Origin of the sequence: Plantactinospora alkalitolerans (assembly GCF_015690345.1) — a bacterium.
GTDB lineage: Bacteria > Actinomycetota > Actinomycetes > Mycobacteriales > Micromonosporaceae > Plantactinospora > Plantactinospora alkalitolerans.
In genome coordinates this window covers 12,170-28,816 of record NZ_JADPUN010000109.1, presented here as the reverse complement: position 1 = coordinate 28,816, position 16,647 = coordinate 12,170, and the positions used below count along the sequence as shown (strand labels likewise).

Annotated in this window: 8 protein-coding genes; all 8 read left to right on the top strand. The window is 71.9% G+C overall.

What is annotated here, in order from left to right; translation table 11 throughout:
* Nucleotides 1-1,706, top strand: a 1,706-nt coding sequence (locus I0C86_RS09595; protein ID WP_196200867.1) for an HAD-IIIC family phosphatase, incomplete at its 5' end; no start/stop codon positions are given.
* An 8-nt stretch (nt 1,707-1,714) separates the two neighbouring features.
* Nucleotides 1,715-4,708, top strand: a complete 2,994-nt coding sequence (locus tag I0C86_RS09590) for a condensation domain-containing protein (protein WP_196200866.1) — start codon at nt 1,715-1,717, stop codon at nt 4,706-4,708.
* A complete protein-coding gene (locus I0C86_RS43155) occupies nt 4,705-9,960 on the top strand; it encodes a non-ribosomal peptide synthetase/MFS transporter (RefSeq protein ID WP_196200865.1) in 5,256 nt (1,751 codons plus the stop codon). The genes I0C86_RS09590 and I0C86_RS43155 overlap by 4 nt, the downstream gene beginning before the upstream one ends.
* Nucleotides 9,961-10,080: 120 nt before the next feature.
* On the top strand, nt 10,081-10,209 hold the full coding sequence (locus tag I0C86_RS44410) for a hypothetical protein (protein ID WP_255527669.1): 129 nt from the start codon (nt 10,081-10,083) through the stop codon (nt 10,207-10,209).
* A gap of 323 nt (nt 10,210-10,532) precedes the next feature.
* Nucleotides 10,533-12,458, top strand: a complete 1,926-nt coding sequence (locus I0C86_RS09580; RefSeq protein ID WP_196200864.1) for an ABC transporter ATP-binding protein — start codon at nt 10,533-10,535, stop codon at nt 12,456-12,458.
* Complete coding sequence (locus I0C86_RS44945; protein WP_323373554.1) at nt 12,455-14,242, top strand: ABC transporter ATP-binding protein; 1,788 nt, start codon at nt 12,455-12,457, stop codon at nt 14,240-14,242. Before I0C86_RS09580 ends, I0C86_RS44945 begins: the two co-directional genes overlap by 4 nt.
* 36 nt (nt 14,243-14,278) lie before the next feature.
* Nucleotides 14,279-15,658, top strand: coding sequence for a condensation domain-containing protein (locus I0C86_RS09570; RefSeq protein WP_196200863.1), 1,380 nt, complete (start codon nt 14,279-14,281; stop codon nt 15,656-15,658).
* 17 nt (nt 15,659-15,675) lie between these two features.
* Nucleotides 15,676-16,638 (top strand): beta-ketoacyl-[acyl-carrier-protein] synthase family protein, encoded by a 963-nt coding sequence (locus tag I0C86_RS09565; RefSeq protein ID WP_196200862.1) that lies wholly within the window; start codon nt 15,676-15,678, stop codon nt 16,636-16,638.
* Nucleotides 16,639-16,647 lie beyond the last annotated feature (9 nt).

The window sequence follows — 16,647 nt, the reverse complement described above, 5'->3', positions numbered from 1 at the left end:
CGCTCGCCGCCGCCGAGGCGCGGCTCGCCGGAGCGCTCTCCGGCGATCCACGGGTACGGGTGATCACCGGCGCCGACCTGGCCGCGCTGTACCCGGTGCCCGACTACCACGACGCGTACGGCGAACGGTCCGCGGACGTGCCGTACACCCGGACGATGTTCGCCGCGCTCGGCACGGCGGTGGCCCGGGCGGCGCACGCCTGGCTCACGCCACGCCCCAAGGTGATCGCGGTCGACGCCGACAACACGCTGTGGGACGGGGTGGTCGGCGAGGACGGCGTGCGGGGGGTCCGGGTCGGCCCGGGGCGCCGTGCGTTCCAGGAGTTCCTGCTCGCCCAGCGCGCCGCCGGCCGGCTGATCGCGATCTGCAGCAAGAACGCCGAGGCGGACGTGCTCGCCGTGCTGGCCCAGCATCCCGACATGGTGCTGCGGCCCGAGCACGTGACCGCGCACCGGATCGACTGGCAGCCCAAGTCGGCCAACCTCGCCGTGCTGGCCGCCGAACTCGACCTCGGGCTGGACGCGTTCGTCTTCCTCGACGACAATCCGGTCGAGTGCGCCGAGGTGCGCGCCGCCCACCCGGAGGTCCTCGCGCTCGCGCTGCCCGCCGAGCCGGGTGCCGTGCTGCCGTACCTGCGGCACTGCTGGCCGCTCGACGTCACCGAGGTCACCGCCGACGACCGGAACCGCGCCGAGCGCTACGTGGTGGAGGCGCGGCGCCGGGCCGCCCGCGCGGCGGCACCGTCCCTGGCGAGCTTCCTCGACGGGCTCGGCCTGGTCGTCGATGTCCGGCCGATGGCGTCCACCGACCTCGCCCGCACCGCGCAGCTCACCCAGCGCACCAACCAGTTCAACCTCACCACGGTACGGCGCACCGCCGCCGAACTGGGCACGGTGGACGGTGAGGTGCTGGTCGTCGACGTACGGGACCGACTCGGCTCGTACGGCCAGGTGGGTGTCGTCGTGCACCGTGCCCACGGCGCCCGGCTCGAGGTGGAAACGTTCCTGCTGAGCTGCCGGGTGCTCGGCCGCGGCGTCGAGCACCGGGTGCTGGCGAGCCTCGGGGCACTGGCCCGGGAGCGGGGCCTGGCCGAGGTGGCACTCGCCTACTCCGCCACCGAGCGCAACCGCCCCGGCCACGACTTCCTGTCCGGCCTGCCGGGCGTCCGGCGGGACGGGACCGGGTTCGTGATCTCGGTGGCGGACGCCGTCGCGGCCAGATACGAGCCGCATTCGGTGCGACCGGCTCCCACCGGCCCGGAGACGGCAGCCCGGTTGGCCCCGCCCGCCGACGCCGAGCGGGTGCACCGGACCGCGACCACCTGCAGCACCGCCGGGCAGGTGCTGGCCGCGATCGAGGCACGCCGGAGCAGCACGCCGGCCGCCGCCGTCGACACCGACGACCCGACCGAGGCCCAGGTCGCGGCCATCTGGGCCGAGTTGCTCGACTTTCCGCCGACCTCGGTGCACGACAACTTCCACGAACTCGGCGGCGGATCGCTCACCCTGGTTCGGTTCGCCGTACGGGTGCGCGACGACTTCGGCGTGGAACTGCCCGTTGACGCGCTCTTCACCGACGCGTTCACCGTCGCCGACGTCGCCCGAACCATCCGTGAGCATTCCTCGGCGGACGTCGACGAGCTGCTCGCCGAGTTGGCGCAGCTCTCCGACGACGAGATCCGCGCACTACTCGACGCCGATCGCTGACCGCCGCCATGGCTACGTTCCTGACCAGCACCTTCGGCACCCACGGCGACGTGCTGCCATTCATCCGGATCGGGCAGGCGCTGCGCGGCCGGGGTCACGAAGTGGTGCTGCACACCCACGAGTACTACGGCAGCACGGTCCGCGCCGCCGGCCTGGAGTTCGTACCCGTCGACACCGAGTCCGGTTACGCACGGACCCTTCTGGAGGCCCGGCGCCTCCTGCTCAACGTGCTGGCGGACGTCGACCACCTGGCCGACTACTACCGGCGCAACGGCCTGTGGGAGCAGGTCCGCCGGGAATACGAGTCGATGGCCGCCGTGGTACGCGAGCGCGACCCCGCCCAGGTGGTGGCGGTCAGCCGGCACACCTCCGGGCTCTCCGTGCTGATGCTGCGCGAGGCGTACGGGATACCGGCGGCCTGGGTGGCCCTCGCCCCCACCCAGCTCATGGCGATGCCCCTCACCGAACGGCTCTTCCCGCGCACCCTCGCCGTATCGGCCAACCAGGTCCGCGCCGCGGTGGGTCTGCCTCCGGTCGAGGACTGGGCGCCGTGGCTCTCCTCCGCCGATCTCCAGTTGGGGCTCTGGCCGGACTGGTTCGACGGAGCCGGTGACCCGGCGTCCGCCGGAACCGCGCTGCCGGGCTTCGTGTTGCACGACGACGCCGAGACCGGCGAGCTACCCGCGGAGGTGGCCGAGTTGGTGGCCGACGACGTTCCGCCGGCCCGCCGACCCGTCCTGCTGACCGGTGGGTCGGGACAGTTGCTGCACCACGAGTGGTACCGGCTCGCCGCCGAGGCGTGCGCCCGGACCGGCCGGCCCGGCATCCTGGTCTGCCGCCACCGGGACCTGGTTCCGGATGTCCTTCCGGAGGGCGTCCAGTGGCATCCGTCCCTGCCCTTCCGCACGCTGATACCCGAGGTCGCCGCCGTCGTCCACCACGGCGGCGTGCTCACCAGTGCGCGGGCGATCGCGTCCGGCGTACCCCAGGTCGTGCTGGCGCACGGCGTCGACCGGCCGGACAACGCCGTGCGACTGCGCCGGCTGGGCCTCGGCGAGTGGCTGCCGGCGGCCCGCTGGACGACCGAGACGATCGCCGCGCTCCTCCGTCGGGTGCTGGACGACCCCGGTTACGCGGCCCGGAACCGGGCGCGGTCGCCGCTGGTGGACTCCAGGGCCGCCGTCGAGGCCGCCTGCGACCGGCTGGAGGGGCTGCTGGGCACCACCACCCCGCAGCCCGTTGCCGGCGCAGGGACAAGGGAGTACACGGTGCGAGACCGAATCCAGCAGCTCTCGCCCGCGCAGCGGGCTCTGCTCGTCAAGCGTCTGCGGCCGGCGCCCCGGCCACCGCGGTCGGCGGGCGAGGAGGTGTACGACTGCTCCTACCATCAGCGCCGGTCCTGGCTCACGGCGCAGGTCGACGCGGACGGCGCGAGCGCCCACGTGGCGACGGTGATCCGGCTGCGTGGCCCGCTCGACGCGGAGGCCCTGGCGGCGGCCGTCGCCGAGGTGGTGGCCCGGCACGACGGTCTGCGCACGGTGCCGGTGACCGGCGGCGAGGAGCCCCGGCAGCGGGTGGTCGGCGGGCTGTCCGCGCCGTTGCGGGTGGAGACCTCGGTCGGGTTCGAGCCCGCCGCCGTCAGTGGCTCCCGGAATTCCGGGGCGGACTCCGACGGTCCGGCGAGGTGGGTCGAACGGCTGCGGGCGGAGCCGTTCGACCTGGTACGCGGGCCGCTCGTGCGTACCGCGCTGCTGCGCGTCGGTCCGGACGAGCACCTGTTCCTGATCGCCGGCCACCACTTCGTGCTCGACGCGGCGTCGCTGGGCATCGTCAGCGCCGAAGTGGCGGCCGCGTACGGGGCGCGGGTCGGTCGGGCCGGGCCGGCGTTCGAGGCCCATCCGGTGCAGTACCCAGATGTCGCCACCCATCAGCGTCGGCAGCTGGCCGGCGGTGGTCTGGAGCGGACGCTGGCGTACTGGCGCTCCGCCCTGGACGGTGTCGGGCCGCCCGTCGCGCTGCCGCTGCCGGCGCCGGTCGCCCACCCGCCGGGGGTCGCGGAGGCGGTCCGCATGCTGGCGCCCGAGTTCGTCGACCGGCTCACCGCCTCGGCCGGTGTCTCCGGTCGGCTGACCCTGGCGCCGGTCCTGCTGGCCTCGTACCAACTGCTGCTGGGGCGCTACACGGGCCGGACGGACGTCCCGGTCGGCGTCTTCGTCGGCGGCCGTACCGAGCCGGGGACCGAGCAGGTGGTCGGCGACTTCACGAACATCGTCGTGGTGCGGGCCGATCTCGCGGGCGAGCCTCCGTTTCCGGCCGCCGTGCGCCGGGTCACCGACGCGTTCGCGGGAGCGCTGACCCACCAGGACGCGCCGTTCGAAGCGGTGGTCGCCGCTCTCGCGCCACCCCGGGTCGCCGGCGAGCCACCGCTGGTGCGGTTCGGCTTCAACATGCAGGACTACCGGCTGCACGAGATCGCCTGGGCGGGGCTGTCCGCAACGGTCCTGCCGGTGCCGGCAGGACACTCCTATCTGGACCTCACCCTGATCGTGCTGCCCACCGACACCGGCCAGGTCAAGCTGGTGTTCGAGTACCCCGCCGACCGGTTCTCGGCCGATGCGGTCGACGCGCTCGCCACCGCATTCCACGAGCTGCTGCGGTTGCTGGCGGCGGAGCCCGACCGGCCGGTCACCGAGGCGGTGCGGGCCGGCGTACCGGGGCCGGTGCGATCGCCCGCCAACACCGTCCCGCCGCCGACGGTGGAGTACGTACCGCCCCGCACCGAAGGCGAGGAGCTGGTGTCGGGGGTGGTCGGCGACGTGCTCGGACTCGACAAGGTCGGCGTCCACCACGACTTCTTCGCACTCGGCGGCCACTCGCTGCACGCGATGCGGGTCGTCGGGCGGATCAACGCGGCGACGGGTCTCGACGTACCGGTGCGGGTGGTCTTCGCTCATCCGACCGTGGCCAGCCTGACCGAGGCCCTCGAGGAACTCGCCCGATGACGTCGGCGCTCGCCCGACGGTGGCGGGCCGAACCGATCGCCCCGGCCATCGTCGCCTGCACCGACGGCAGCGCGCCAGCGCTGTCGTACGCCCAGGAACGGATGTGGTTCCTGGAGCAGTACGCGCCGGGCACCGCGACGTACCACATGTGGCTGCCGTTGCGGGTCGCCGGCCCGCTCGATGCCGACGCCCTCTGGGCGGCGCTGGACGCACTCGTGGCGCGGCACGAAAGCCTGCGGATGCGATTCTCGGCAAGCGACGACGGCCAGCCGAAGATGGAGGTGGCCCCGCCGGGGCGGGTGGAGCTTCGGTCGGTGGACGTCAGTGGCGCCGCCGATCCGGTCACGGCGGCCCGGACCGCGCTGACCCGGGCGGTGGCCGTGCCGTTCGACCTGGCCGCCGGCCCGCTCTTCCGCGCCACGCTGGCCACGATCGGCCCCGACGACCACGTGCTGTGCCTGACGATGCACCACATCATCAGCGACGGCTGGTCGACCGAGGTGATCCTGCGCGAGTTGGGCATCCTCTACGACGGGCACCGCACCGGTCGGCCCGCCGGTCTGCCGGACCTGCCCATCGGCTACGCCGACTGGGCGCGCTGGCAGCGCTCGCTAAGCGGGGCCGAACGCGACCTGTCGTTCTGGCGCGAGCGCCTGGCCGAGGTACCCGCGCTGGAACTGCCGACCGACCGGCCGTACCCCCCGACGCAGACGTCGGCCGGCGCGTTGCACACGTTCCGGCTCGACGCCGGACTGACCGCGGCGCTCGGCGCGGTCGGGCAGCCCCGCGGCGCGACACCGTTCATGGTGCTGCTCGCCGGCTTCCAGGCCCTGCTCGGGTGGTACACCGGTCAGGACGACTTCGCGGTGGGTGTGCCGGTCGCCGGGCGGGGACAGCCGCAGACCGAGGGCCTGGTCGGGCTCTTCGTCAACACGATCGTGTTCCGCGCCGACTTGGCCGGCGACCCGACCTTCGACGACCTGCTCGGCCGGCTGCGGGAGACCGCGATCGACGCGTTCGCACACCAGGAGTTGCCGTTCGAGCGGCTGGTCACCGAGCTGAGGGTGCGGCGTGACGTGCGGCGCCCGCCGGTCTTCCAGGTCAGCTTCGCGATGCAGAACTACACCGGTGCGCCGGCCACCCGGTTCGGCAACCTGACCGTCGCGCCGTTCGACGTCGCGCCGACGACCACCCGACACGAGTTGGCCCTCTACCTGTACCACGAGGGGGACGAACTCGTCGGCACCGTCACGTACAACACCGACCTGTTCGACGCCGCGACGGTCGTACGGCTCTTCGACCGGTTCGCGATACTGCTGCACCAGGTGGCCGCCGACCCCGCCGGTCCGCTGTCCACACTGGATCTGCTGTCGTCGCGGGAGCACGAGGTGCTGCGGCGTTTCGGCGGGCCGGCGCCGGCAGACTCCCCGGCAGCCCTGCTGACCGACGCGTTCGACTCCTGGGTCGACCGGACCCCGGACGCACCCGCCGTGGTGCACGGCGACACGTCGTTGACGTACGCGGAGCTGGACAGTCTGGCGAACGGGCTGGCGCGACGCCTACGGGAGTGCGGGGTCGGGCCGGAGGCGCGGGTGGGGATCTGCCTGGAGCAGTCCACCGACTCGGCGGTCGCCGTGCTGGGCGTACTCAAGGCCGGCGGGGCGTACCTGCCGCTCGACCCGGAGCAACCGCCGGCCCGGCTGGCGTACCTGCTCGCCGACTCCGGTGCCGAGGTCCTGCTCACCTCCCCCGACCTCGCCGGACTGTTCGAGGGCTATCCCGGGCGGCTGGTCACGGACGTCGCCGCCGGCGGATCCGGCCCGCTTCCGCCGATCGCCGCCCCCGACAACCTCGCGTACGTCATCTACACCTCCGGGTCCACCGGGCAGCCGAAGGGCGTGGCGGTGCAGCACCGCCAGCTCGTCCGCTACCTCGACGGAATGCGCGAGCGACTCGACGTCGTCCCCGGTTCCCGCTTCGGCCTGCTGCAGTCGCTGTCGTTCGACTTCGCGGTCACCATGTTCTATCTGGCGCTCGCCACGGGTGGCCGGGTGACGCTGATCCCACGGCGGGGCACCGCCCAGGAGGTGGCCGACCAGGTCTCGTCCGGCCGGATCGACTACCTGAAGCTGACCCCGTCGCACCTCGCCGCGCTCGCCGCCGAGGTGCCGGCCGCCAGCCTGCTTCCCCGCCGCGCCCTGGTGCTCGGCGGGGAGGCGTCCCGGGCGGACTGGACCAGGGAACTGGCCGGCCTCTCCCCGGCCGCCGTCGTCAACCACTACGGACCGACGGAGGCGACGGTCGGCGTCACGACGTACCAGGTGTCGCCGGCCGTCGACCCCGGTTCGGTCACCACGCCGATCGGGCGCCCGCTGCCGCACGCCCAGGTGCACGTGCTCGACCGGCTGCTCCGACCGGTGCCGGTGGGTGCGGTCGGCGAGTTGCATATCGGCGGTGACCGGCTGGCCCGTGGCTACCTGGGCCGGCCGGAGCTGACCGCCGAGCGTTTCGTCCGGAGCGCGTCGTACGGGCGGCTCTACCGCACGGGCGACCTGGCCCGCTGGCTGCCCGGCGGCGACCTGGAGTTCCTCGGCCGGCGGGACCATCAGGTGAAGCTGCGCGGCTACCGGATCGAACTCGGCGAGATCGAGGCCACCCTCGCCGCCCTGCCGGAGGTCACCCGGGCCGCCGTCGCGGTGCACGCCGATCGGCTGGTGGCCTACCTGGAGCGGGCGTCGGCGCGGGAGCTGCCGCTCGCCGAGCTGCGTCAGCGGTTGGCGCCGACCCTGCCCGAGTACATGCTGCCGGCCCAGGCCGTGTGGCTGGACGCGCTGCCCCGGATGGCACATGGCAAGATCGACCGGGGTGCCCTGCCCGCACCCGAGATCGGGTCCCGGAACGCCTTCGTCCCGCCGAGCGGACCGGTCGAGGAGGCCATCGCCGAGGTCTGGCGCGCGGTGCTGGGTGTCGAGCGGGTGGGTGCGGAGGACGACTTCTTCGACCTCGGCGGGCACTCGCTGCTCGCCATCACGGTGGTGAGCCGGCTGCGCGGCCTGCTGCCCACGCCGGTCACCGCGATGGACCTGTTCAAGCATCCGACCGTACGCGGCCTGGCCGGCCTCGGGAACCGGGCCGGCCCACGCCCGCTGCTGCACGAGCTGACCCGTACCGGGCCGACCCGCACCCTGTCCCTGGTCTGCGTTCCGTACGGCGGCGCCAACGCGATCGTGTACCAGCCCCTCGCCGACGCCCTGCCCGACGGGGTCGCGCTGCACTCCGTCGCCGTGCCCGGCTCCGACCTGGGTCTACCGGAGGAGGCCCGGCCGCTCGACGAGGTAGCCGCCGCCGTGACGGACGAGGTGCTTCGCCGGGTGTCCGGTCCACTCGTCCTCTACGGACACTGCGGACCGGGTGCGGCGTTGACCGTCGAGGTCGCGCGCCGACTGGAGGCGGCCGGTCGTACCCTGGAGGCGGTCTACCTCGGCGGCGTCTTTCCCTTCGCCCGGCCCCGACTCGCCGGGCTGGCCCGGTTCGACCGACTCCGCTCGGACACCGTGTACGCGAACTGGTTGCAGTCGATGGGCGCCGACGTGGGCGCACTCGAGCCCGCCCAGCGCCGGCACCTGATCCGGGCCATGCGGCGGGACGCCGAGGAGGCCGAGGAGTACTTCACCCGGCTGATGGGTGGGCGGGTGACACCGCTGCGGGCTCCGATCGTCTCGGTGGTGGGCGAGAAGGACCCGGGCACCGACTACTACCAGGAGCGTTACCGGGAGTGGGAGTTCCTGTCCCCGCGTACCGGCCTGGTGGTGCTGGACGAGGCGGGGCACTACTTCCTCAAGTACCGGGCGGCGGAACTGGCCGGGATCGTGACCGGTCCGGTGCCGGCATCGGAGCCGGGCCCACCGCCCGCTCCCGGGCCACGACCCAGCATGGGCCGTTTCCTCGCCGTCGCCGCCGCCCAGACGGTGTCGATGACGGGTACGGCACTGACCGAGTTCGCCCTGCCGATCTGGACCTACCTGGAGACCGGATCGCTGTTGCGCTTCGCGCTCTTCGCGGTCGCGGGCGTGCTGCCCGGCATCCTCGTCGCGCCGATCGCCGGTGCCCTCGTCGACCGCGGCGATCGGCGACGCGCGCTGATCGGAGCGAGCGTCCTGGCAGGGCTGATCCAGGGGGCTCTCGCACTGCTGCTCGCGTTCGACGCGCTGGGGGCGGGACTCCTCTACGGGCTCCTCGCCGCGCTCTCGGTGGCGCTGACCCTCCAGCGGCTCGCGTACGCGTCGGCGGTGCCGCAGCTCGTACCCAAGCGGTATCTGGGACACGCCAACGGAGTCGTGCAGTTGGCCACCGGGGCGGCGCAGTTCCTGGTGCCGCTGGTGGCGGTGGCGATGCTGCACTCGCTCGGCATGCTCGGCATCCTGCTGTTCGACGTGGCCAGCTACGTGCTGTGCGTGGCCGTCCTTCTGGCCGTCCGCTTTCCGCGCACGATGGCCTGGCAGCGCCGGGAGACGGTTCTGGCCGAGATCCGGGGCGGCTTCCACTACTTCTTCCGCCGCCCCGGACTCCGCGCGATGTTGCTCTTCTTCGTCGGACTCAACGCGCCGCTGGCCGCCGTACTCGTGCTGGTCTCCCCGCTGGTGCTGGTAGTGGGCTCGACGGCCGACGCCGCCCGGGTCGCGATGGTGTCCGCCGCCGGTGCGGTCGCCGGCGGCCTCGTACTCGCGCTCTGGGGCGGGCCGAAGCGGCACCGGATGCGTGGGCTGCTCTGGGCGGCGGCCGGGGTCGCCGCGAGCGCCGCCGTGGCCGGCCTCCGCCCGTCACTGGCCCTGATCGCGGTGGGCACGTTCTGCCTGTCGTTCGCGCTGGTGCTGGTGAACGGCGCCTGGATCACCATCATCCACACGAAGGTGCCGCAGCGATTCCACGCCCGCGTGATCGCGCTGAACCAGATGGCCGCACTCTCCGTCCTCTCGCTCGGATACGCCGTCGCGCCACTTGCCAGTACGGCGCTGCAACCGCTGGTCGATCCCGGCGGTCCGCTGGCCGGCACGGTGGGCGCGGTGATCGGCGTCGGCGCGGGGCGCGGCACCGGCCTGCTGTACCTGCTGTGCGGGCTGGCGATGGGCGCACTGGTCGCCGTCTCACTGCGCCTTCCCGTGCTGGCCCACTTCGACCGGGACGTGCCGGACGCCGAGCCCGACGACCTCGTCGGGCTGGCCGCCCTGGCCGACCGTCGTCCGCCTGCCTGATCCTGGCGGTGCCGCTCGCGTACTCGGTCAGCCCGGGCAGCACCGGAGCGGGTTGCGGGCTGGGCATTCGGGGAAGGGAGAGGTTCTGACCTTCACCCCCCTCATCGGACGGAGTTCGACATGCTGGAAAACCTTGCCGTGGTCGGTGGCCCGAAGACGCCTGTCGCCACACCGGTGCTGATCGGCTTCTTCGTCCTCGTCGGGGTTGCCATGGTCGTCATCCTGTTCCTGCGCTCGCGCAGCAAGTAGCACCGCACGACCGGGCCGGCCGCCACCGGCCGGCCCGCCGGGTGCCGGTGCTCCTGCTCGGGGCTGTCCGTCCGGTGGCTCAAACGGTCGCGGGCGGGGTTGCGAGCCAACGACGCAGGCGAATACAGTCGTCCCGACGGGGGATCTGGCTCACTTTTTCGGTCGTCGCTGCTGGCGCAACCAGCCTGCCGACCGAGGAGTGCGAGCGACCCAGCCGACCGCGTGCGACCGTTCGTCGCGGACCCGGGGTGCGATCCGGCCGCCGCCAACCCGCCTCATCGCCGAGGACGAATGGAACGCACCGCTGCCGGTGAGGAGTTGCGTTGGGGAACTGGCGGGAGAGGCTGTGGCAGGAGCGGGTTGAGCCACGGATCTTCCTGCTGGCGCAGCTCAGGATCGCCACTGATGGGCTCGCGCTCGGCACGGCCGGGTTGAACCTCGTGGTCGGCGCGCTGGGCGGTGGTTTCGTTCTGGCGTCGAGTTTCGTGGTGGGTCGGATTCCGGCCGCGATGGACGCGGGCGTCGGCTCGCCGCAGTGGCGTTCGCTCGTCACGGCCTTCCTCGTCGCCTCCGGTGTCCTTCTCGCGCAGCAGATCCTGACACCGCTGTCGGCGGCGCTCGGCCAACTGGTCAAGCATCGTGTCGACGGTCTGTTCTACGACCGGCTGTTGGAGGCTTCGCTCCGCAGCACCAGCGTCGCGCCACAGGAGGACGACGAGTCGCTGGCGAACCTCCGCCTGGCGGCGGAAGGCCTCGAAAAGGGGAGCCGTACGCCGGGAGATGCCGCGGCCGGGACGTTGGCGCTGGTGATCCGCTACAGCCGGCTGGGCGCTTTCGTACTGATCATCGGAGCGGTGATCTCCTGGTGGGCGGCTGCCGCCATCGGCCTGGTCACCATGACGTTGCGAGTCGGGCACCGGGACGTCGTGCGTACCTACACCCGGCTGGTGCCGGTGATGAACCCGCTGCGCCGCGAGTCCGACTACTTCCTGGGACTCGGCGTGGGCCCGGTCGCCGCGAAGGAGACGCGGGTGTTCGGCCTGACGTCCTGGATCATCGAGCGGTACCGGTCAAGCGCCCTGGCCGCGATCCGTCCGCTGTGGCGCGAGCGGCGGCGGGTGAACGTGACCGCCTTCCTGTGGCGCTCGGTGTTCAGCCTGATTGTCGTCTGTCTGGTGGTCGCGCTCATGCTGCGGGCAGGCGCCGCCGGTACGCTCACGCTGACCGAACTGACCATCGGTGTGCAGGCCACCATCGCGGCAGTGCTTCTCGGTGAGTTCTACCACGAATCCGACACCGGCACTCAGTTCGGCCTGATCGCCGTCCGTGCGCTGGAGCGGTTCCGGAGCCAGGTGGCGGCCAGCGAGGCGGTCCCGCCCACCGTGGCCGGCGGCGCTTCGGCCGCGACGGCGGCCCCATCGTTCTCGGAGATACGGTTCAGTGACGTAACGTTCTCGTACGCCAGCGGTGGCCGGCCGGTGCTGGACGGCCTGGACCTGACGTTGCGCGCCGGCGAGTGCACCGCCCTGGTGGGGCTCAACGGCTCCGGCAAGACCACGCTGGTGAAGCTGCTCGCCCGGCTCTACGAGCCCACTCGGGGCGCGATCCTGGTCGATGGCCGGGACATCGCGACACTCCCGGTCGACGTGTGGCGTCGGCAGATCGGGGTCGTCTTCCAGGACTTCATCCGGTACGAGCTGTCCCTGTCCGACAACATCGCGTTCGGTGCGATCGAGCACCGGTACGACCCGGGACAACTTGCGGCGATAACGGCCAGAGCCGGCCTCGCCGACATCGTCGCTGGCCTCCCTTCCGGGTTGGACACGGTGTTGGCGTCCCGGTACGACGGTGGCGTCGAGCTGTCCGGCGGGCAGTGGCAGCGCCTCGCGATCGCGCGGGCGCTGTTGGCCGTCGACGCGGGAGCCCGGATTCTCGTTCTGGACGAGCCCACGGCGGCCCTTGACGTCCGCGCCGAGGCGGCCTTCTTCGACGAGTTCGCCGAGCGCACGCGGGGACGGACAACGCTGCTCATCTCGCATCGCTTCTCAAGCGTCCGGCACGCGGACCGGATCGTGGTACTGAGCGGGGGGCGCGTTCTCGAAGACGGCACGCACGAGTCCCTGCTGGCCCGCGACGGTCGGTACGCGGAGCTGTACCGACTCCAGGCCAGCCTGTTCACCGCCGACGTGGAGGGCGGGGAGGACGACGCTGTCGGCAGCACGAGCCCGGGGGCGGAGGTGCGACGGTGAAACCGACGCTCGCCGCGTTCGGTCAGATGATGTCCCTCGCCTGGCGCAGCGGTCGAGTCAAGATCGTACTGTCCACCGCACTCATGATCCTTGGCGGCGTGGCCTGGCCGATGCTCGCCTTCGCCCTTCGGGAGGGCATCAACGCCGTCACCAACCACGACCCCGCAAAGGCCGTCGCGGCCGGTGTCTCGGTCGGATTGCTGGTCATCGCCGCGCTGCTGTTGCAGCACTTCGCGTACGTGCCGTACGCGGAAACGGCCGAGTTGGCGGTGGTCGCCATGAACTCGGAGCTGATCGAGCTGGTTGCGGGCTCCGGCCGGCTGGAACAGCAGGAACGCACGGAGTACGCCGACCGGATCGCGTTGCTGCGCAGGGAGATCGCACAGTTCTCCGACGGCATGACGGGGCTGATGGCGGCGCTCGCCCTGGCCGTCTCCATGATTGTCACCGGCATCCTGCTTGTATCGGTGCATCCGCTGTTGCTGCTGTTGCCGGTGGCCGCCGTGCCCGCGCTGTTCGCGACCCAGCGGGCACAGCGACAGGTCGCCGCCGCTCGAGACCGGTCGGCGACCGCCGTCCGCCAGGCGCAGCACCTGTTCGACCTGGCCACCAGCGCGGTGCCGGCCAAGGAGCTACGCGTCTTCCGGCTACAGGCCGAGGTCCGGCGGCGACACCTGGAGCTGTGGGTCGGGATCGGCAGGGTACTGCGCTCCGGCGAGCTGCGGTCGGCCGTGATCGAGGCTTCGGGCCAGGTGGTGTTCGCCGTGACCTACGTCGCCGCGGTGCTGTTCGTCCTCCGGGAGACGGTCGCGGGTGGTAACCAGGTCGGCGACGCGGTCCTGGTCATCGCGTTGGGAGCACAGGTCAATCAGCAGGTCAGCGGCGCGCTGGACCTGCTGCGGCGGCTCCAGCGGGTGGCGGAGTCCATGGCGCGGCTGCGCGGGCTGCGAGCGTCCGCCACCGGGCGGACCGCGCCGACGGCGGACGTCGAGCTGCCCGACGGCATTCGGCACGGGCTGACGATGCGGGACGTCAGCTTCGGCTATCCCGGTGCCGACAAACTGGCGCTCACCGACGTCAACCTCACCCTGCCCGCCGGTTCCGTGGTGGCGATCATCGGCGAGAACGGCGCGGGCAAGACCACCCTGGTGAAGCTGCTCTGCCGCCTCTACGACGCCACCGCGGGAACCATCGAGGTGGACGGTACCGACATCCGCCGCTTTCCGGTGGACCAGTGGCGCCGTCGCGTCACCGCGGCGTTCCAGGACTTCGTACGCTTCGAGGTGCCGGCGCAGCAGACCGTCGGCGTGGGACAACTGGCACAGATCGACGACCGCGCGGCCGTGCTTTCCGCACTGGACCGGGCACACGCGGGCGACCTGGTCGATCGGTTGCCACAGGGTCTGTCGACCCAGCTCGGCAACTCGTGGTGCCAGGGCACCGAACTGTCCGGCGGGCAGTGGCAGAAGCTGGCTCTCGGCCGCGCCATGATGCGGGAGTCGCCGCTGTTGCTGATCCTCGACGAGCCGACCTCCGCACTCGACGCCGAGGCCGAACACCAGCTGTTCGAGCGGTACGCCGCGAACGCCCACCGGATCGGTCGTGCCACCGGCGCCATCACGGTCCTCGTCTCGCATCGTTTCTCCACCGTACGGATGGCCGACCTGATCCTGGCGGTCGCCGACGGTCGCATCGTCGAAGCGGGCAGCCACTCGTCACTGCTGGCGGCGAATGGCATGTACGCCGGGCTCTACAACATGCAGGCCGCCGCCTACCGCCGTTAGTTCCGCACCGGCTTCTGCCTTTCAGGAGGAAACACCGTGCATACCGAGGTAGTGAGGGCTGTCGCCGCCGGGGATGCGGCTTCCGGCCCTCTTCCCCTCACCTGGGCCCAACGCAACATGTGGAACGCCATCTGGGGTTACGGGACCGACGTCTCCGACCTGACGTTGCTGCGCAGCATCGTCCCCACCCACGAGCTGTCGATGACGGATGCTCTCGACGCGGTGGCACAGGTCGTATCTTGGTACGAGGTGGCTCGCACGACGTTCGATCGGGAGCGCCTGCGCCAGCGGGTGACGCCGGACGTCGAGCTTCCCGTGGCCGTCCGCGAGGTCTCCGACGACCCGCGTGCGGACGCCGTCCACCTCCTGGAGGGCCTGCGCGGAACGCCGTTCGTCCACGAGGACGAGCCGCCGGTTCGGGTGGGGCTGGTCAGCGACGGTTCCCGCGTCGCATCGATCGGTCTGGCCATGTCCCACCTCGCGTTCGACATGAGCGGCGTCGACCTGCTGCGCGACGCCTTTGCTGCCGAGCTGACGGCGGACCGCCGAGCGACACCGGTTTCCGGCAGACAGACGAGCTGGCTCGTGACGTTGGAGGCCAGCGAGGCGCTTGCCCGGCTCAGCACGGCCACCATTGCCAAGTGGTCCGCCGCGATGGCGAAGCTTCCGAGCGGGTGCGGGATCGTGCCACCCACGCCTGGCGTGTACACGGTCACCGGCCTGCGATCGACGGCGCTCGCCGTGGCCGCCCAGGTGATCGCGGTCCGGACCCGCACCGGAAGCGGCAGTGTGATCATAGCGGCGCTCTGTACGGCCCTTCGGGAGATAATGTCCCAGGCTCCGGCCGCGCTGCGCATCATCGCCGGAAACCGTCAGCACCGGGATCTGGCCGACTTCGCCGGGATAGCACTCCAGAACGGCCTGTTCGTCCTTCCGGATGTCGCCGGCCGGCCGGACTTCGACGAGTTCGTCCGCGGCAGCCACCGAGCGGCGATCTGGGGGTACGTGAACGCGCGGTACGACACGGGGCGGCTACTCGAGGTCGTGTCACGCGATCAGGAGCGGGGCCTGGCCCCGGACCTGTCGTACTTCTTCAACGACCTGCGCAGTCGTGGCAGGGACTGGTCGGGGCTGGATGCGCGCTACGCCGAGCTTCCCAGGCTGGCGCGCGAAGAGTTGGCGGAGCCGACCCGGCTCGGTGGGCATTCTGTGCGGGACTGCACCCTGTTCCTGCATGTTCTGCCGGTCAGCACGGAATGCTCGCTGCGCCTGATGTGTAATGACTCGGTCCTCGAGCCGGCCACCGCCGGTACGATCCTCCGCCGGCTGCGGGAGATCGTGATCGACGCCGCCCTCGGCGGGAGCGGCGCAACGAGCAACACCGCACCGGCCGACGGATCCAGCCGTCCTATCTAGACCGGAGGAAGTCGGACATGTATCTGTCGTCGACTTCGTACACGCATGGTGAGCGGCGTCTCATCCGCGACCTGGGGGAGGCGGGCTGCGACGATCCCAGGCTGAAGGATGACCGCCTTGAGGCGTACCGGGAGACGACGGCGTCCGCACTCGCGATGGCGACCGAGGTCGGCGCTCGGACGGTTGCGGCGGCCGGTGTGTCGCCGGACTTCGTGGTCTACGCGACCGAGTCGACGGACGCGGAGGACGCCCTGGTCAGAAGTGCACGCCTCGCCGACGGGTTGGGCTGCCCGGGTTCGGTGGTGATGAGCGTCGCCGGTCACGGGTGCGGCAACCTGGGGCTGCTGCTGCACGTCGCGGACGGGTTGCTGGGCACCTCGCGCGCGGCGTCGGTCCTGCTCATCACGTCGGACCGGGTCGTGTCCCGGCCGCGGATCATGGCCGACGGCCTGTCAGTGCTGAGCGACGGCGCGGCCGCGACGCTCGCCTCCCGGGAGGCGCCACCGGGCGGCTCGCCGGGATTCCTCGTCCACGGCCTCGCGATGAGCTGCGACTGGAACGCTGACCCGGGCGGCGACCCGATCTCCGCGCAGAAGCGCTCCGTGCGGCTCGGAAGGTCGGCTGCCGCCGCATTGCGGTCGGCGTCCGGCCACGGGCCGAGGGAGTTCACCCGCGCCATTTTCAGCAACTACCGATACGGATCGCAGCGGTTCCTCGCCGGCGCCGCCGGGTTCGCCCCTGCACAGCTGCTGACCGGGCCTACGGACGAGTACGCCCATTGCTTCGCGGCCGACCTTCTCGTCAATTGCGACCTCCTCGCGACCGCGGGAGCCTTTGCACTGGGTGACCGGCTCGCCCTGTCCGCGACCGGACCGCACACCTGGGCCATGGTCGATCTGGAGGTGGTGGCACTGCCGAACGCCGGAGGCGAAGGCGAAGAGGTTCCGGCCGGCCCGACGACATCCGACCCGACGACCTGAGTCAGGAGA